Source organism: Paraburkholderia phymatum (genome assembly GCF_040965635.1).
Classification (GTDB): Bacteria; Pseudomonadota; Gammaproteobacteria; order Burkholderiales; family Burkholderiaceae; genus Paraburkholderia; species Paraburkholderia phymatum_B.
Genome location: NZ_JBFRCH010000040.1, coordinates 43,480 through 60,156 on the forward strand (window position 1 = coordinate 43,480; position 16,677 = coordinate 60,156).

A 16,677-nucleotide genomic window follows, 5' to 3' on the forward strand; every position below is an offset into this window, starting at 1 on the left:
ATGTCCAGATATCGCATTGATTTTGTCGTCGTGTTTTTGGTGGGTCTCGTTGCCGTGGGTTGGGTCGGCGCGGGCTATGTCGGCTCGAATCTGCTGGCCCTGACGGTCACGATGGTGATTGCCGCCTGCTACGTGGCGGGCGCGCTGGAGTTGCACCGCTATCAGCAGGCGACCTCGACGCTGACGGCCGCCATCGCCCGTCTGTCCGAGACGCCGCCGCGTCTGTCGGCGTGGCTCGACGGGCTGCATTCTGGCCTGCGCAGCGCGGTACGCCTGCGCATCGAAGGCGAGCGCGTGGCGCTGCCGGGACCGGCGCTCACGCCGTACCTGGTCGGCCTTCTGGTGTTGCTGGGGATGCTCGGCACGCTGCTCGGCATGGTCACGACGCTGCGGGGCACGGGCGCGGCGCTCGACAGCGCGGCCGATCTTCAGGCGATCCGCGAATCGCTCGCGGCGCCCGTCAGAGGACTCGGCTTTGCGTTCGGCACGTCGATTGCAGGCGTCGCGACTTCCGCGATGCTCGGGCTGCTCTCCGCGTTGTGCCGTCGCGAGCGGGCTCAGGCCGCGCAATCGCTCGACGCGAAGATCGCGACGACATTGCGCATCTATTCGCAGAGCCAGCAGCGCGAGGACACCTTCAGGCTCATGCAGCGGCAGGCCGAGATGATGCCCGCGCTGGTCGACCGTCTGCAAACGATGATGACGGCCATCGAGCATCAGAGCCTCGCGTTGAACGAGCGCCTCGCGGCCAGCCAGCACGCGTTTCACAGCAAGACGGAAGCGGCGTATGCGCGCCTCGCGTCGTCGGTGGCGCAGTCGTTGAAGGAGAGCGCCGCCGAAAGCGCGCGCGCCGCCGGCGCCGCGCTGCAACCGGCGATGGAGGCCACGATGACCGGTCACGCGCGCGAGATGGCCGCGTTGCGCGAGACCGTCACGCACGCGGTGCAGCAACAGCTCGACGGGCTGTCGAGCGGCTTCCAGGCGACGACCACGACCGTCGCGGACCTGTGGAGCAAGGCGCTCGCGGGACATCAGCGGTCGAGCGAATCGCTGGTCCAGGATCTGCGCGCGTCGCTCGATCAGTTCACGCAGGCTTTCGAGCAACGCTCGGCGGGTCTGCTCGACGGCGTGTCGACGCGTCTCGAAGCCACGGCGGACGGCGTCTCGCAAGCGTGGAACGAGGCGCTGACACGGCAGGAGCGCGCGAGCGAGTCGATTGCGGAGCGCAACCAGCACGCGCTCGCGACGGCTGCGGCGACGTTCGAGCAGCACGAGGCGGCGCTGCTGCGCGCAGTAGACCAGTCGCACGCCGATTTGCAGGCGCAATGGGCCGCGCGCGACGAAGCGCGTCTGGCGGCGTGGCGCGAGTCGCTCGGCGCAGTGGCCGCGACGCTGAGCAAGGAATGGGAAGAAGCGGGCGCGCGCGCCGCGACCCGCCAGCAGGACATCTGCGACACGCTTGCGCGCACGGCTAGCGACATTTCGGCCCAGACGCAGGCGCACGCGAGCGGCACGATCGCGGAGATTTCGCGGCTCGTGCAGGCCGCGTCGGAAGCGCCACGGGCCGCCGCCGAAGTCATCGCGGAACTGCGCCACAAGCTCACGGACAGCATGGCGCGCGACAACGCGATGCTCGAAGAGCGCAGCCGCTTGCTCGAAACGCTCGACACGCTGCTCGACGCCGTGAACCACGCTTCGACCGAACAGCGCACAGCCGTCGATGCACTCGTCGCGACGTCGGCGGATATGCTCGCTCGCGTCGGCACGCAATTCACCGACAAGGTCGAGATGGAGACCCGCAAGCTTAACGACGTGGCCGCGCAGGTCACGGGCAGCGCCGTCGAAGTGGCGAGCCTCGGTGAGGCGTTCGGCGTGGCCGTGCAGCACTTTGGCGAAGCGAACGACAAGCTGACGGCCCACCTGCAGCGTATCGAAGCCGCGCTCGACAAATCGCTGATGCGCAGCGACGAGCAGCTTGCCTTCTACGTCGCGCAGGCGAAGGAAGTGATCGATCTGAGCATGCTGTCGCAGAAGCAGATCGTCGAAGACCTGCAACAGCTTGCCGCGCAGCGGGCGTCGGCGGGAGCCGAATCGGCATGAACGACGAAATCGACGGCGGCATGGAGCCGACGACGCCCATCTGGGCGGCTTTCGGCGATCTGATGTCGGTGCTGCTGGGCGCGTTCGTGCTGATCCTCGTGGGCGTCATCGGCATGCAGCTCGAACTGACGACGAGGCTTCACGACGAGGTCAGGCAGCGTCAGATGGAAGCGCAGCGCCGCAAGACGCTCGAGCAGGCGCTCGCCGGGCCGCTGGCGGCGGGACGGGTGACGCTCGTCAACGGACGCATCGGCATCAGCGGCAGCGTGCTGTTCGCGCTGAACTCCGACCAGTTGCAGCCGCAGGGCCGCGAACTGTTGAAGAGCCTGTCGGGGCCGCTGTCCACGTACCTCAAGTCGCGCGACGAGATCCTGATGGTCAGCGGCTTTGCCGACGACCAGCAGGTGCGCGCGGGCAACCGCCGCTTCGCCGACAACTGGGAACTGTCGGCGCAGCGCGCGCTGACGGTGACGCGTGCGTTCATCGACGCGGGCATCCCCGCTTCGTCGGTGTTTGCTGCGGCGTTCGGCTCCGAGCAGCCCGTCAGCTCGAATGCCGATGACGTGGGCCGGGCCAGGAACCGGCGCGTCGAAATCGCGGCGGTGCCGAGGCCGGCATCGTCGAGCGCCGGGCGCGCGCCGTGAATATGGACGAGATGCCAGGCGGCACGGACGGCGAGATGCAAGGCCGGGTGCAAGCACAGAGGCAAGAGCAAGGCCAGATGCAAGAGCAAGGCCAGATGCGAGAGCAAGGCCAGGTGCGAGAGCAAGGCCAGGTGCGAGAGCAAGGCTCGCAATGCGAAACGCACGCGCGCGCAACGCTCGAAGCATGGCGCAAGCAAGGCGCCGATCGTCTCGACCCCATGCGCTTTCATTTCATCGACGCGATGGCGCGGCGTGCCGCCGTTCACCACGGCGAAGCGCGGCGTATTCTCGACGAGCGTCTGTCGGCGTTGCTCGAAGCCTACGCCGCCGATCTGCATAACAAGAACGACGCATGCGATGCCGATGCGGTTAGCAACAGCCCAGCACGCGCTCGCGGCCCGCTAGGCAAACTGGCCGACTACATTGCGGCGAGCCGGGCATCGGCGGAAGTCGACAGCCAGCTAACCGCTCATGCACCTCATCGCGTCTCGTCAAACCCACAGCTAGAAACACTCGATTACTTCAGACAAACCTGGTCGAAGCTCAGCGCCGACAAGCAGTTGCGCCAGTCGCTCGAACAGGTGCCCGGCAATGCGGGGCCGCTCAATTCGAGCAGCCTCGTGCACCGGTCGCTCTCGCTGATGCGCGAGTTGTCGCCGGGGTATCTGCAGCAGTTCCTGTCGTACGTCGACGCGTTGTCGTGGATGGAGCAGATGACGGGCGGCATCGCATCGCCGTCCAAAGATGCGCCTCGTGCCGCGAGCACGAAGAAGGGCACGCGAAGCAGATCGCGCTAGTGCACCGCCAATGCATCGCTAATGCGCCGAAGCGGGCAGGCGTGCTGCCTGCTAAGCCGCGTCGCTCTGCTTCTTGTACTGCGAGGCGAGCTTGTCCTGCTGATTCGGCGGCACAGGGTCGTAGTGGCTCAATTCGATGCTGTAGTTGCCGTGCCCGCCCGCAATCGCGTTCAGGCGCGACTGATAGTCCGCCAGCTCCGACAGCGGCACCTTGCCCGCCACCACGACCGCGTGGCCCGCGAGGTTGCGCGTGCCCTGGACCTGCGCGCGCCGTGCCGACAGATCGCCGATGATGTCGCCCATCGTCGTATCGGGCGTCATTACTTCGATGTCGACGATGGGTTCGAGCAGGATCGGCTGGGCCTTGAGCACGGCATCGATGAACGCCTTGCGGCCCGCCGTGACGAACGCGACTTCCTTCGAATCGACGGGATGGCTCTTGCCGTCGAACACGGTGATGCGCACGTCCTGCATCGGAAAGCCCGCGAGCGGCCCGCTCTCGATCACCTGCAAGATGCCTTTCTCGACGGCGGGGATGAACTGGCCCGGAATCGCGCCGCCCTTGACGGCATCGACGAACTCATAGCCCGCGCCGCGCGGCAGCGGCTCGACGCGCAGCATCACTTCGCCGAACTGTCCCGCGCCGCCCGTCTGCTTCTTGTGCCGATGATGGCCCTCAGCCTTGCCGCCGATGGTCTCGCGATACGCGATCTTCGGCGGCCGCGTGATGACGGCGAGCTTGTACTGATCGGCGAGCCGTTCGAGCATGTGCCGCAGATGCAGTTCGCCGAGCCCGCGCACGACCGTCTCGTTGGTGCCGACGGGATGGTCGATCTTCAGGCACGGATCTTCCGCCGCGAGCTTTTGCAGGAGTTCCCACAGACGCTGCTCGTTGCCGCGCCGCTCGGGCTCGATTGCGAGACCGTAGATCGGCGTCGGGAACGCAAGCGGCGCGAGATGGATGTTGCCGTCCTCAGGCGCATCGTGAAGCACGGCGTCGAAGCCGATCTCGTCGACCTTCGCGGTCGCGCAGATGTCGCCGGGACCCGCCTCGGTGACGTCCACGTGGTCCTTGCCTTGCAGCATCATCAGATGCGCGACCTTGAACGGCTGCCGCGCATCGCCGATATACAACTGGCTGTCGCGCCGCACCGTGCCCTGATGGATGCGGAACACGGCCATCTTGCCGATGTAAGGGTCGATCACGATCTTGAACACATGCGCGAGCACGTGCTTGTCGGCGGACGGCTCGGCCTGCACCGTCTCGCGCCGGCCATCGACGTCGCGATAGAAAAGCGGCGGGTTGCCTTCGAGCGGATTCGGCAGCAGCCGCACGAAGACGTCGAGCAGTTCCTGAATGCCCGCGCCCGTCGCCGACGACGTAAAGCAGACAGGTACCAGATGGCCTTCGCGCAGCGCGCGCTCGAACGGCTCGTGCAACTGCTCGGGCTTGATCGCCTCGCCCTGTTCGAGGTAAAGCTCCATCAGCTTCGCGTCGAGTTCGATCACCTGATCGACGAGCGCGTCGTGCGCGGATTCGACCGACAGAAAATCGGCTTGTCCGGACGGATTGAAAAAGCAGTCGACCACTGCTTGGGCGCCTTGCGCGGGCAGATTGATGGGCAGACAGGTCTTGCCGAACGTCTCCTGAATCTCTTCGAGCAGTTCGGGCAAATTGACCTTCTCGCCGTCGATGCCGTTCACGACGATGATCCTGCACAGCTTGCGTGCTTCCGCCCACGCCATCATGCGGCGCGTGGTCATCTCGATGCCCGTGCGCGCGTTGACCACGATCGCAGCCGTTTCGACGGCGGGCAGCGCGCTGATCGAGAGACCGGAGAAATCGGGGTAGCCAGGGGTGTCGGCGAGGTAGATGCGGGTGTTCTGGTAATGCAGGTGGGTGATCGCGGAGGTCAGGGAGTGGTGGTATTTGCGCTCCAGCGGATCGAAGTCGCAGACGGTCGAGCCTTTGTCGACGCTGCCTGCCGCATGGATCGCACCTCCCTGATGCAGCAGCGCCTCGATCAGCGAGGTCTTGCCGCAACCGGCATGGCCGACCAACGCAATGGTACGGATGGCTTCGGGTGGATATTCCATGTCCGTCCTCCCTGCGACAGTTATTCGGCCATTATTCGTGAAAACGGCGCGGGCCGCCACCGGGGACGGCGATGCGCGAGTCGGCAGATGTGCTGCGGCGCGGCATAAAACGATATCGCCGGATTCTGTTAAGGTGGGTTGAGTTCCACCAACTTCATTTGATGAAAGGCCAATGACTCAACCACTCAGAATCGATTTCGTCTCCGATATCGCATGTCCCTGGTGCGCTATCGGCCTGTCTTCATTGCAGCTTGCGCTATCGCGTCTCGGCGACTCGGTCGATGCGCAGATCGTCATGCATCCCTTTGAGTTGAATCCGCAGATGAGCCCGCAAGGCGAGCGCATCGTCGATTATCTCGGCAAGAAGTATGGACGCACGCCGGAACAGATCGCCGAAACGCAAGCGGCGATCCGCGAGCGCGGCGCAAACGTCGGTTTCGAGTTCGGGCCGCGCGAGCACGTGTACAACACGTTCGATGCGCATCGGCTGCTGCAGTGGGCCGGCATCGAAGGCAAGCAACTGCCGCTCAAGCTCGCGCTGCTGCATGCCTATCATTCGGACGGCAAGGACCCGAGCAATCACGATGTGCTGGTCGAAGCCGCGCAATCGGTGGGGCTCGATGCAGCGCAGGCACGTGCCGTGCTCGAAAGCAGCGACTATGCCGAGGATGTGCGCGCACAAGAGAACGAAGCGCAGTCGTTGGGCATTGAGTCGGTGCCGTCGATCATCTTCAACCAGCGCTATCTGGTGACGGGCGGACAGCCGCCCGAGGCATTCGAGCAGGCCATCCAGCAGATTCTCGCCGAACCGCAAGCGTAGTTCTCGTCGTGCGAGCCCGCGTGAGCCTGGCGCTACGCCGCAAGCGCGTTCACGTGAAGGCCGCAGTTTCAGCGCTGTCCGCGCGCGCATCGCCGTGCGCCGACAGCGGCGCCATGTTTTGCTCCGTGCAATTCGTACGCCACCGCATTTCGTAAACGGCGCGGCGCTATTCCTTCCGCGTTCGCATCCCGCTACGAGATCGCCCTCTTTAGACACCATCCGTGGATCGCAACCGGGAATCGTTGCTCGACGCCGCGCACGTGGCAAGCGACGACCAGCGTCACATGACGCACGGCGCGCAGGATATCGCCGGAACTCACTCGCAAAGCATCCCTGGCGAGAAAATCATCGTCGGATAGTGCGCATTTCATTTTCATTGCACGCGAAACGATTTAGCCCCTTCGCTGATGCGAAGGGGCTTTGTTTTTTGCGGGCTGTCGCTTTGTAAGGAGAAGAACAAACGGTCCGTATCAGGTAATAATCAAGAATTGCGAATTCGTGCCGTTAATGCAGAGATCAAAGGCAAAAGCGACGTCAGAAAGCGAAGTCAGAAAGCGAAGCTTGCTCACCATGAGCCGCAGTTCGACATTCTTGGCCACGGCCCCATCCATGTCAGAGAGACCTTCCCTGTTCGATCCGTTCCTGGCGACGCCAGCTCATGGAAAGTGCATCATCAGCCCGTCGATCCGCGCGTCGTTGCTCTCGACGCTGTTCGATAACGTCTGGCCGCTGTTCCTTTCCGGCATCGCAAGCGTTTTCGTCGCGCTGGTCGCGTTCGTGCGTCTGCGAGAGCCGTGGACGGTGGCGTGGCTCGTCGCCGATATCGGCGTGCTGCTCACGCGCCTCGGCATCGTGCGTCTCTATCTCGTGCGCAGCCGCGCGGGCGTCGTGCATCCCGCGTCGTGGGCGACGCGCTATGCGCCCGTTGGCCTCGTCGCGTGCCTCGTGTTCGGTCTGGGCACGATGGCGTGCGTGATGTCGGCGGACAGGCAGCTTGCGTTGCTGGCCATCATGGTGACGGCCGGCATCCTCGGCGGGATCGCTTCACGAAACGCGGCGCTGCCGCGGCTCGCCATCGCGCAGATCTGCCTGGGCGCGGTTCCGATCGGCGTCGGCGCGCTTTTCGCCGCGAAGAGCGGCCTGTGGATTCTGGTCCCGCCGCTCGTTGCGTATATCGGTGCGATGGTGTCGGTGGTCGGGCGCCACTACGAGGGCCTGGTCGCGCTGATGACGGCCGAGCAGCGGCACGCGGAACTGGCGGCCCGCTTCGATGCCGCGCTGGCCCACATGCCGCACGGCCTGTGCACGATCGATTCCAACGGCAAGGTCATCATCGCGAATCGCCGGACGGCGGAGCTTTTCGGCGCGACCGTCGAAACGCTGAAGCTCAATGTGCCGCTGCCCGAGCTCATCGGTCAGGTGGGGCTCGCGCAGTTCGGCGAAACGCTGCGCAGGCGAATGATCGAGCGATGCATCGCATGGCTTTCCGACGAGGGCCGGCCTCTCGATCTCGAACTGGGAGACGGCCGCCAGCTCGAAATGACCCGCAACCCGGTGCCCGACGGCAGCGCCGTCATCATCATCGAGGACGTGACGAAACGGCGCGAGAGCGAGGCGCAAATCCTGCATCTGGCGCGGCACGATTCGCTCACCGGCCTGCCGAACCGGCGTGAATTGCGCGACCGGCTGGAGCGCATTCTTGCCTCTGCGCCGAAGCGCAAGGAGGCCGCCATCGCGATGATGTATCTCGATCTCGACGGCTTCAAGCAGGTCAACGACCGTCTCGGCCATTGCGCGGGTGACGAAGTGCTGGAGACGGTGGCATTGCGCCTGACACGCACGCTGCGCCCAGGCGAACTGGTCGCGCGCCTGGGCGGCGACGAATTCGCGATCATCGCCGACTACGCGACGCTGCCCTCCATCGTCGCACTCGCGCAACGTGTGATCCGCGAGATTGCGATGCCGTATCACCTGTCTACGGGCGAAGCGATCAGCATCGGCACCAGCATCGGCATTGCGCTCGCGGCCAATGACGAGTCCGTCGACGGTCTGATCCGGCGCGCGGACCAGGCGCTGTACACCGCCAAGCAGGCGGGCAGAGGCACCTATCGGGTCTCGAACGGCTGACGCCCATTCACGCGACCGCTTTTCGACAATCCCTTCTTCGCACTCTCTCCTGGCAGCGCAAGCGCGCTTGCGCAGTTGCGCCAGCAACGTTCGTCCGGCAGATAACAGAATTGTCATCGACTGGTCAGTCTTTGGTCAGCGTCACGTGACGACAATCAATCACGCGTGTCATTCACCGCTTTCGACATGCAGTGAACCGGGCGCAATTTCGTTGGGCGCGACTAAGGAAGTTTTAAGTTAAGCGCCCTAATCTGAACCTGGAACACCACGACAGACCCGGACGCCTATGTCCGTTGAATGACGACGCAATGGTTGCCGGGCCGGTTGCTGTGTTTCAGCTTCGCAAGCTCAAAAGGAGAGCGAGATGAAAACTTCACTCACCGTTTCTTTGATTGTCGCCGCGCTGAGTATTCCCGCGATGTCGTATGCGCAGTCCGCGCAGACCACTCAGGACCCGATCCCGCGCAGCGAAGTCAAGGCGCAGACCGTTCAGGCCGAAAAGGACGGCACGCTGCATCAATCGAAAGTGCACTATCCGGACTACGCGGCGGCGCAGACGGGTGTTGCACGCGATTCAACGGAAGCGTACGGGACGATGCCTTTGAACTTTTCGCAATCGGGCACACCGTCGAAAGGAACGACGAGCACGTCGTTGTTCACGCATCGTTGACGATGCGATGCGTTTAGGGCTTTGGAATCCGGATCCGGCTGATCATCAACGATCCCGAGATGCCAAAGACGAGCGTCAACGGATGCAGCACATGCCCCGCGATACGCCATTCGCCTAGCCACAGTTGCGCGCCAAGTGCTTCTTGCCATGCAGCGACGGTGAGCAGCAGAACGATGGCGAACGACGTCGGAATAGGTGTGCCTTCGAAATGCGTGACCTTGCCGGTGCCGCCCGACATCGCATCGGCTGTCACGTTGTAGCGCGCAAGCCGCGACACGCCGCACGCAACGAAATACGCGAGAAGGAAGCGGTCGTAAAGACCGCGCATGCCGCATCCATAGCCGATCACGGTGGGCGCGACACCGAATGAGATCACATCGGCAAGCGAATCGAGTTCCTTGCCGAGCAGCGAGGACGTCTGACGCCAGCGCGCGATGCGTCCGTCGAGCACGTCGAAAACGAGTGCGGCGAACACCAGCGCACACGCGAAATAAATGTGCATGACGTCGGCGCTGCCGATATAGCTCATCATCGAAAACAGCGCACCCGTGCCGCAGATCACATTGCCGAGCGTGAACCAGTCGGCGAGATGAAACTCGCGGATCATCGAGAACCGCTTCTTGCTGGGCGTGGTGTTGTCGAGCGGTGAACGTGGCAACGTCATTCTCCTCGTGGTTGTCCGCTGTCGGGGCCACGAATGAGCGCGCAGCAGGACGCTATCGAACATGGGCGCTTCGCCGATTCAGTGCGATCTCGACCGAACAGGCCAATAATACTTCGTTTGTATTTTGCTTCGTCGGCGTCACCGACATCGAATCGATCGCCGTCGAGAAGACGCTGTTCGGCGCGGAAATGGATCACGCGGCGAGACAGGCTGCGTGTGAGCAGGCAGTGGCATTGGCGTCTGCTGTTTTAGCGCATGGTCGATAGCGATCCGCTGATAGCGTCGCACAAAAGAAAAACGGGCGCTGTTGCGCCCGTCGTTCGACTTCGTGCATCAAGCGAGTGACATCAACGCTTGTTTCCCGGCAACGTCTGGCCGCGCAGCGAGCAGCCCTTCGTTTCGATCACGAACAGCAACGCGATCGCGCCGATCACGCATGAGCCCATCATGTAGTAGGCGGGGACGAGCGCGCTGCCCGTCTTGTCCACGAGCCAGTCGCTGATGATCGGCGCGGTCCCGCCGAAGATCGACGTCGACAGGTTGTAGGCGATGGCCATGCCTGCATAGCGAACGTGAGTCGGGAACATCGCCGGGAACATCGCGGAGATGGTCGCGAGTTGCGGCACGTACAGCAGACCCAGGACCGCGAAGCCGATCAGGGCGCCTGCAACGCCGTGCGTCATCAGCGTGAACATCGGCACGGCCGCGACGAACAGGCCGACGAGCGAGAACCACCACATCGTCTTGCGCCCGAAGCGGTCGGACAGCGAACCCGCGAAGGGAAGAAACGCCATCATCGTGAGCATGCCGATCAGGGGAATCAGCAACGACATGTTCTCGCTGACGCCCAACTGCTTGTGCATGAACGTCGGCATATACGCGAGCAGCACGTAGTTCACGACATTGAGCGCAACGACGAGTCCGCCGAGCAGGAACAGCGGCTTGCTGTATTGAGCGAAGAGCGTCTTCAGCGGAACGGATTGCTTGTTCTTGTTGTGCGCTTTCTCTTCCAGTTCGCGGAACACGGGCGTTTCTTCGAGGCGCGAACGCAGATAGCAGCCGACGAGGCCGAGCGGCGCGGCCACGAGGAACGGCAGACGCCAGCCCCATGAGTGCATTGCCTGATCGCCGAGCATGAGCGAACAGCCGAGCATCAGCAGCGCGCCGAGCGAGAAGCCGGCCAGCGTCGCGAACTCGAGGAAGCTGCCGCAGAAGCCGCGGCGATCGTCGGGTGCGTATTCGGCCATGAACGTCGCGGCGCCGCCGTATTCGCCGCCCGTCGAGAAGCCTTGCAGCATTCTCAGCACGATCAGCGCGGCGGGTGCGAGCCATCCGATCGACGAATAAGACGGAATCACGCCGACGAGCAGCGTTGCGCCGGACATCAACAAAACGGTCAGCGCGAGCACGCGCTTGCGTCCCAGGCGGTCGCCGAGCGGACCCCAGAAGAGGCCGCCGAGCGGACGGATCAGAAACGAAATGGCAAACGTGCCAAGAGCGAACAATGTCGCGCTTGAGGCGCTGCCAGGAAAGAGCGCTGCTGAAATATAGGCAAGGCCATACGCATAGATGCCGTAATCGAACCACTCGGTTGCATTGCCGAGTGCGGCGGCGGTGATGGCACGTTTCAGCAGGTTTGACGCGTCACTTGCGCGTTCACGTTGATCGACTTCGTCCTGGAAGGACGGGGCGGCGGGTGTGGCATTCCAGGGTTGCGCGTAACGCATTGGCTTCCTCGCTTAGCTGCGGCCCGTCGGGTCGCTGATGTGATCTAAGGTAACGTCGCCAGATATATTTCCTTTTGTCATAGGACGATGTTCGTATTGGGGATTTCCCTGTATCGTCGGCTCTCGAATGCTCGTCCCGAGGCCTTGAGGCAAGGCGTAGTAAGGGAAAGCGAGTGGGGGCACATGCGTGCGCGGACATCCGCGAGAAGCGGCTGTCGTGGGGTGTAAAGGGTATGTAATGAGGTAATGGGTGCCGTGCGCTTCGACGTCGAATGTATCGACGCCTGGCGCTGACGGAACGATCACCAGACGACGCGGGTCTTCGGCAGCGCCAATTTGATCTCGTCGACGTTTCTCGCCCTGGTGCCGTAGAGCACGACTTCTCGCAACCCGGTCAGGCCTTTCAGCACCTCGACGTCATCGACGGGCGTGTTCGCGAGATACAGTTCTCGCAGACTGTTCATGCCCTTCAGCGCATCGATATTGCGAACCCGGGTGCGGAAGAGATTCAGCGATTGAAGCTCTTTCAAACCGCCGAGCGCGTCGATGTTGTCTATCGTCGTGTCAGCAAGGTTAAGCCATTGCAGCTTCTTCAGATCCCTGAGTGCATCGATGCGGTTGACCTGAGTGCGCGCGAGAACAAGCGTTTCCAACTGGGGCAGTCCGCGCATCGCATCGATGTTCTCGACCTTGGAGCCGTCGAGCACCAGCGTTTTCAGCGACGTCGTTCCCTTCAACGCGTCGATGTTGCGCACCGGCGTGTTCGCGAGATAGAGCGCTTGCAGATCGCGCAGCTTCCTCAACGCACCGATGCTCTCGACCTGGGTCTCGTTGAGGTCGAGCGTCTTCAAGGTGGTCAGCTGGCCCAGCGCATCGATGTCACGGACATTTCTTGCGCCTCCCAGCTTGAGCGTTTCCAGATGAGGCAAGTCTTCGAGCGGATCGAGATCGCGAACCTGCGTGTCCCGCAGATCGAGTAGTTGAAGACTGGTGAGACTCTTCAATGCGTCGAGATTCGCAACCCGCGTGTCCCACAGACTGAGCGATTGCAGTCCAGTTAATTCCTTTAGCGCATCAATGTTCTCGACTTCCGTCCGGTGAAGCACGAGCCGTTTCAGCGAATGTATTCCCTTTAGCGCATCGATGCGCCATACGGAGGTGCCCGTCAGGTCGAGCGATTCGAGCGTGTCGAGTCCGTTCAATGAATCGATGCTGTCGACCTGCGTGCCGGCAAGATTCAGTTCGAGTCTGCGATCGAGTCCCTTCAGGTGTGGCAACGCTGTCGCAAGCTGTGATGTGGTCAGTGCAGGCCTCGCTCGCAATGAAAGGCATTCGGACCTTGGAGCAGGAGCTGAACCATTACCGTCGATGCACGTGTCGATCGCGAATCCGAGGTCGGTCAACTCGCGCAGGTCGCGCTTTTCGCCCGAAGGCCTGAGGATGGAAAACACGATCACAAGCAGGAGCGCGATGCCGCCTCCGATGATCCACGGCTTCGCACGTGGCGGGAGCGAAGCGCGCAAGGCTTCGGCAGCCGGTTTCGAATCCTGGGTTGGCGTATCGGGCATGTCGGCTCCGCTTGCTTTGGATTGCTCTCTTTATACACGAAGAGCGTTGCGATGATTTCGATCGCCGTGCCTGATTGCGTCGGCGAATTCAGGCGTTGCCGCGCGTAACCAGCGCCACGGGTGTTTCTATGAATGCGGACAGGTCCTCCTGTCTGCGTTGTTGCAGTATCGCCTGCAACGCCACGTCGATGCCATATACAGCCTGCTTTGCGGCAAACTGGTCGACGCTCGCAAGCACGCTGCCGTTCTTCAGCAGCGGCTTGATCGCGTCGCTGTTGTTGTAGCCGGTGATCAATACACTGCCTTTCTTGCGCGCGTCGCGAACCGCGTCGACCGCACCCATCGCCATATTGTCGTTGCCGCACAGCAGCGCGCGTATCTCGGGCTTGCGCGCGAGTATCGCAGCAGCGGCTCGCTTGCCTTTCGCGTATTCCCAGTCGCCGGCCTCGACGGCAACGATTTCGACATGCGCAGCCTTCATCTCGTCCGTAAATCCAGTTGTGCGTTGTTGCGCGTTGCGGTCCGACGGTACGCCTTCGACAATCCCGACGTGGTCGCCGCCATGCAGCCTTTGCGCGAGATAGTTGCCGATCAGCTTCGCGCCGCGGAGGTTGTCGGGTCCGACGAAGGGAATGCGGATGCCATCGACGTTCGATGTGTCCGGAGCGAGAGGGTTGTCGATGGTCAACGTGATGATGCCGCGCCTGATGTTCTCGCTCACGGCGGGGATCAACGCTGTCGAATGGGTCGGCGCGAGGACGATGGCGCTGACGCGTTGCGCGATCAGATTCTCGACGATACGTATCTGGCCTTCGACATCCGTCTCCGTCGCAGTGCCGTGCACGACGAGGTCGAATGGGTAAGGGGAGTGCTTCTGGAATGCGCGGGCCGCGTCGATCATCGTCGACGTGAACGGGTCGGTGATGGACTTCAGCGCAAGCGCGATCGTGCCATTGCGGCTCGCGGCTTTCGATGCTTTGGGAACGACGGAACACATGGCGGCAAGCGCGCTTGCGGCGATGAAACGACGGCGTTGTTGGTGAGGCATGACTGAATGAATTGGAGGCTGCGCGGCATTTTGCGCGGGCAGGAATACGACAGTGTATGCCAGCAACGGAAGGGCAGGTATTGCGGTGGAATTCGAGGAACTTTGCATGCGACAAAGTGCGCATCGACAAGCTGTGGCGAACTTCTATTCTTGAAGCGTGACGCGCCACGCGCACGATGTGCAGGCGCTTAATAGACATCAAGCCGATGGAGACGATCATGCTCAGTCCACACGAGATCGCAGCGCTCATGTTGATCGGCACGACGCGATACCCGGACGATCTGGATCGTGACGATCTGCACGCGTTGTGCGAGCGCCAGTTGGTCTCGCTGGAGAAGCTCGCATCGGGTCATGCGCATGTGCACTTGACTGCCCGTGGATACTCGATACTCAGATCGATCGGTAAGGCGCACTGGAACGGCGGTTCGTGACAGCGGGGCCGCTCTCTTCTGTAGAAGTTCCGGCATATCACGCCACGAATCAATTCGTTTGGAATGCGAAGCGTTTGGACGAGGTTTTCGACCACACGTGTCTGGATTGAATCGAGTGCCAGGTGCAGATGGGGCGAATGAAATGCACGAATAAAAATCCGCCCTATTTACGTAAATGACTGAATTAAAATAATGCCGCGCATATTTGTTCTATCTATCGGATTCATTAAATAATTACGATTAGAAAAGCGTCAGATCGGCTATTCATATTAATATTATAAATAGCCAAGTCGATAAAAAATATCCAGATCGATCATAGATATACCTTTTATCGACCCTTCGTAGGCAGATCGCCCCCGACTCGCGCGGATCAGGAAAATACCGGGCCGAATTTCCCTCGAGTAATTGAAATTAGTCCTTTTCTGCATTTCGACATGCCACGTTGCAAGGATGAAACGTTTATAATTCGTCTGCCCAAAAAATCTTCCGTAATTAATACCGGATCAAGCATTAAGCCGCAATCCATAGGGTAATAATTGCTGGAGAGGGTATGGCGCATAGCCAGGCATCACTTCGCCGTAAACAGCGGCGAAGAGGCGGTTCCTGAAGTTCTTGAAGTCCGGTTGTCACTTCCTGCCCGGTTCTCGTTTGCGAGAAACCGACGCATGGATCTTGGCTGTTCAATCGCAGCATTGCGTTGAGTGTCGTTGAACCGATGAGGTTCGGCGATGGCATTGTTTTGCCCAAAGAAACGCGAAGTACTTAGCGCGGCAATCAGTGATCCTAAGTTTGCTGAAAAACAGCAGCGCCAGCTATTTTCGTTCACGGCACGGACGACGGACTTCATGAACTTCGCAGTAACGAAGTGCGCAGCAAAGCGGTAACGGGTGCAAGTTTGCGGGTTTGTGTGCGGTGTGTCTTCGTGCCAATGCGTGAAGACACAACGGGCACAAGCACAAGCGGCTCAGGCAATGAACGGCAGGCGGTGCGTTCCCCGTTTCACTTCTCCTTCTATTCGATAACGCCAAGGCGGGACGACTCCGATCGATCTTGCTGGACCTTCGGGGACAACTGCTTTTCAGCGAAACATACGGACAATGATGAGATATTGGAAACTACTGGGGGTTGCGTCGGCAACCGTGTTGGCATCGTTCGGTGCGGAACACGTGCAGGCTCAGACCAAGACGATTACCGTAGCAGGCCAGCAATACACGCTGTGCGGACAGGAAAACGATAACTGCTCGTTCCTCGGAACGGGTTCAGTCGTGTTCGGCGTCGTGCCGCCCAACTCGCCATCGGCGATGCTGACGGCTCCGCGTACTTTCAGCAACGGCGTCGGCTGCTATGTCGGCGCGGTTTCGCAGACGGACCCCGCAGTCGGCTATGACAAGGCGTGCTGGGTGCGCGCTGTCGCCGCCACGCCGTCGCCGGCGCCGGCTCCTACGCCCGCTCCCGCACCTGCGCCGGCACCGTCGCCCGCGCCGTCGGTGAAGCCCACGCCTGCACCGGCACCGGCACCGGCACCCGCGCCGGCTCCGACGCCCACCCCGACGCCCACGCCCACCCCGGCACCTGCTCCGACGCCGGCACCCGCTCCGTCGCCGTCCGGCAGCTCGACGCTTTCGTGCGGCACGGCAACGCAACAGGCGGGCGGCACGCCGAACGGCCTGATCACGGCCGACACGCCGACCAGCGACGGCCTGCGCGTTTTCCAGAACAACGCGCCGTTCAAGCTCGCGATCACGACGAACGCGCCGAACGCGGATACCGTGGTGTGGTCGATCGCCGATTCGAATGGCGCGATCAAGACGCAGGGTAGTTTCCCGGTGAACGCCGGCGTGCAGACCAACACGATCTCCTGTACGTCGACGTGGTCGGGCTACGGCGCGCTCACGGCCACGCTGCGCGCGAACGGCGGCACGCTGCCGCACAGCGGCACGCGTCCGACGGGCATTGCGACGTTCGGCGTGCTGCCGAACCTCAC

At 62.1% G+C, this 16,677-nt stretch carries 15 protein-coding genes and 1 pseudogene; 9 read left to right on the plus strand and 7 right to left on the minus strand.

Annotated features, from left to right (window positions below; all coding sequences use genetic code 11):
• The 3 genes from AB4Y32_RS35195 to AB4Y32_RS35205 all read left to right on the plus strand — a co-directional run bounded on the left by AB4Y32_RS35195 (window position 1) and on the right by AB4Y32_RS35205 (window position 3,541).
• The gene (locus AB4Y32_RS35195) at window positions 1-2,100 is read left to right on the plus strand and encodes a DUF802 domain-containing protein (RefSeq protein WP_368725709.1); all 2,100 of its coding nucleotides are present in this window, start codon (window positions 1-3) and stop codon (window positions 2,098-2,100) included.
• Window positions 2,097-2,744 carry an OmpA family protein gene (locus AB4Y32_RS35200; RefSeq protein ID WP_368725710.1) on the plus strand — a complete coding sequence of 216 codons (648 nt, stop codon included), beginning with the start codon at window positions 2,097-2,099 and terminating at the stop codon, window positions 2,742-2,744. The genes AB4Y32_RS35195 and AB4Y32_RS35200 overlap by 4 nt, the downstream gene beginning before the upstream one ends.
• Before the next feature lie 77 nt (window positions 2,745-2,821).
• Window positions 2,822-3,541, plus strand: coding sequence for a DUF2894 domain-containing protein (locus tag AB4Y32_RS35205; RefSeq protein ID WP_368725711.1), 720 nt, complete (start codon window positions 2,822-2,824; stop codon window positions 3,539-3,541).
• A gap of 51 nt (window positions 3,542-3,592) precedes the next feature.
• Here AB4Y32_RS35205 and fusA read toward each other — a convergent pair whose 3' ends face one another.
• Window positions 3,593-5,638 (minus strand): elongation factor G, encoded by a 2,046-nt coding sequence (fusA, locus tag AB4Y32_RS35210; RefSeq protein WP_368725712.1) that lies wholly within the window; start codon window positions 5,636-5,638, stop codon window positions 3,593-3,595.
• A gap of 172 nt (window positions 5,639-5,810) precedes the next feature.
• On the opposite strand from fusA, the gene AB4Y32_RS35215 reads away from it, so the two are divergent.
• Window positions 5,811-6,458, plus strand: a complete 648-nt coding sequence (locus AB4Y32_RS35215) for a DsbA family oxidoreductase (RefSeq protein ID WP_368725713.1) — start codon at window positions 5,811-5,813, stop codon at window positions 6,456-6,458.
• 470 nt (window positions 6,459-6,928) lie between these two features.
• Here AB4Y32_RS35215 and AB4Y32_RS35220 read toward each other — a convergent pair whose 3' ends face one another.
• On the minus strand, window positions 6,929-7,057 hold the full coding sequence (locus AB4Y32_RS35220; RefSeq protein WP_368725714.1) for a hypothetical protein: 129 nt from the start codon (window positions 7,055-7,057) through the stop codon (window positions 6,929-6,931).
• Window positions 7,058-7,067: 10 nt separating this feature from the next.
• Here AB4Y32_RS35220 and AB4Y32_RS35225 point away from each other — a divergent pair, with 10 nt between their 5' ends.
• Both AB4Y32_RS35225 and AB4Y32_RS35230 read left to right on the plus strand, forming a co-directional pair.
• Window positions 7,068-8,585 (plus strand): diguanylate cyclase domain-containing protein, encoded by a 1,518-nt coding sequence (locus AB4Y32_RS35225; protein WP_368725715.1) that lies wholly within the window; start codon window positions 7,068-7,070, stop codon window positions 8,583-8,585.
• 364 nt (window positions 8,586-8,949) lie between these two features.
• Window positions 8,950-9,255, plus strand: coding sequence for a DUF4148 domain-containing protein (locus tag AB4Y32_RS35230; protein WP_368725716.1), 306 nt, complete (start codon window positions 8,950-8,952; stop codon window positions 9,253-9,255).
• 13 nt (window positions 9,256-9,268) lie between these two features.
• Here AB4Y32_RS35230 and AB4Y32_RS35235 read toward each other — a convergent pair whose 3' ends face one another.
• Entirely contained in the window at window positions 9,269-9,862 is a 594-nt protein-coding gene (locus AB4Y32_RS35235; RefSeq protein ID WP_368725726.1) for a phosphatidylcholine/phosphatidylserine synthase, read from the minus strand.
• 44 nt (window positions 9,863-9,906) lie between these two features.
• On the opposite strand from AB4Y32_RS35235, the gene AB4Y32_RS35240 reads away from it, so the two are divergent.
• Window positions 9,907-10,185 carry a hypothetical protein gene (locus AB4Y32_RS35240; protein WP_368725717.1) on the plus strand — a complete coding sequence of 93 codons (279 nt, stop codon included), beginning with the start codon at window positions 9,907-9,909 and terminating at the stop codon, window positions 10,183-10,185.
• 81 nt (window positions 10,186-10,266) lie between these two features.
• Here the strand turns inward: AB4Y32_RS35240 and AB4Y32_RS35245 are convergent, their stop codons facing one another.
• The 3 genes from AB4Y32_RS35245 to AB4Y32_RS35255 form a co-directional block, all read right to left on the minus strand.
• Window positions 10,267-11,646 carry an MFS transporter gene (locus tag AB4Y32_RS35245; protein WP_368725718.1) on the minus strand — a complete coding sequence of 460 codons (1,380 nt, stop codon included), beginning with the start codon at window positions 11,644-11,646 and terminating at the stop codon, window positions 10,267-10,269.
• Window positions 11,647-11,948: 302 nt separating this feature from the next.
• Window positions 11,949-13,214 carry a leucine-rich repeat domain-containing protein gene (locus AB4Y32_RS35250; RefSeq protein ID WP_368725719.1) on the minus strand — a complete coding sequence of 422 codons (1,266 nt, stop codon included), beginning with the start codon at window positions 13,212-13,214 and terminating at the stop codon, window positions 11,949-11,951.
• Window positions 13,215-13,302: 88 nt separating this feature from the next.
• The gene (locus AB4Y32_RS35255; protein WP_368725720.1) at window positions 13,303-14,262 is read right to left on the minus strand and encodes a substrate-binding domain-containing protein; all 960 of its coding nucleotides are present in this window, start codon (window positions 14,260-14,262) and stop codon (window positions 13,303-13,305) included.
• Between the two features lie 218 nt (window positions 14,263-14,480).
• On the opposite strand from AB4Y32_RS35255, the gene AB4Y32_RS35260 reads away from it, so the two are divergent.
• Window positions 14,481-14,693 carry a hypothetical protein gene (locus tag AB4Y32_RS35260; protein WP_368725721.1) on the plus strand — a complete coding sequence of 71 codons (213 nt, stop codon included), beginning with the start codon at window positions 14,481-14,483 and terminating at the stop codon, window positions 14,691-14,693.
• 568 nt (window positions 14,694-15,261) lie between these two features.
• Here AB4Y32_RS35260 and AB4Y32_RS35265 read toward each other — a convergent pair.
• Complete coding sequence (locus AB4Y32_RS35265) at window positions 15,262-15,540, minus strand: hypothetical protein (protein WP_368725722.1); 279 nt, start codon at window positions 15,538-15,540, stop codon at window positions 15,262-15,264.
• Between the two features lie 250 nt (window positions 15,541-15,790).
• On the opposite strand from AB4Y32_RS35265, the pseudogene AB4Y32_RS35270 reads away from it, so the two are divergent.
• Window positions 15,791-16,677 (plus strand): annotated as a pseudogene (locus AB4Y32_RS35270) (hypothetical protein); the annotation flags it as partial.

Excerpts from the sequence above, each read along its gene's own strand:
- AB4Y32_RS35195 (WP_368725709.1), top strand. The coding sequence starts at position 1 with ATGTCCAGATATCGCATTGATTTTGTCGTCGTGTTTTTGGTGGGTCTC.
- AB4Y32_RS35200 (WP_368725710.1), top strand. The coding sequence starts at position 2,097 with ATGAACGACGAAATCGACGGCGGCATGGAGCCGACGACGCCCATCTGG.
- AB4Y32_RS35205 (WP_368725711.1), top strand. The coding sequence starts at position 2,822 with ATGCAAGAGCAAGGCCAGATGCGAGAGCAAGGCCAGGTGCGAGAGCAA.
- fusA (WP_368725712.1), bottom strand. The coding sequence starts at position 5,638 with ATGGAATATCCACCCGAAGCCATCCGTACCATTGCGTTGGTCGGCCAT.
- AB4Y32_RS35215 (WP_368725713.1), top strand. The coding sequence starts at position 5,811 with ATGACTCAACCACTCAGAATCGATTTCGTCTCCGATATCGCATGTCCC.
- AB4Y32_RS35225 (WP_368725715.1), top strand. The coding sequence starts at position 7,068 with ATGTCAGAGAGACCTTCCCTGTTCGATCCGTTCCTGGCGACGCCAGCT.
- AB4Y32_RS35230 (WP_368725716.1), top strand. The coding sequence starts at position 8,950 with ATGAAAACTTCACTCACCGTTTCTTTGATTGTCGCCGCGCTGAGTATT.
- AB4Y32_RS35235 (WP_368725726.1), bottom strand. The coding sequence starts at position 9,862 with ATGATCCGCGAGTTTCATCTCGCCGACTGGTTCACGCTCGGCAATGTG.
- AB4Y32_RS35245 (WP_368725718.1), bottom strand. The coding sequence starts at position 11,646 with ATGCGTTACGCGCAACCCTGGAATGCCACACCCGCCGCCCCGTCCTTC.
- AB4Y32_RS35250 (WP_368725719.1), bottom strand. The coding sequence starts at position 13,214 with ATGCCCGATACGCCAACCCAGGATTCGAAACCGGCTGCCGAAGCCTTG.
- AB4Y32_RS35255 (WP_368725720.1), bottom strand. The coding sequence starts at position 14,262 with ATGCCTCACCAACAACGCCGTCGTTTCATCGCCGCAAGCGCGCTTGCC.
- AB4Y32_RS35260 (WP_368725721.1), top strand. The coding sequence starts at position 14,481 with ATGCTCAGTCCACACGAGATCGCAGCGCTCATGTTGATCGGCACGACG.
- AB4Y32_RS35265 (WP_368725722.1), bottom strand. The coding sequence starts at position 15,540 with ATGAAGTCCGTCGTCCGTGCCGTGAACGAAAATAGCTGGCGCTGCTGT.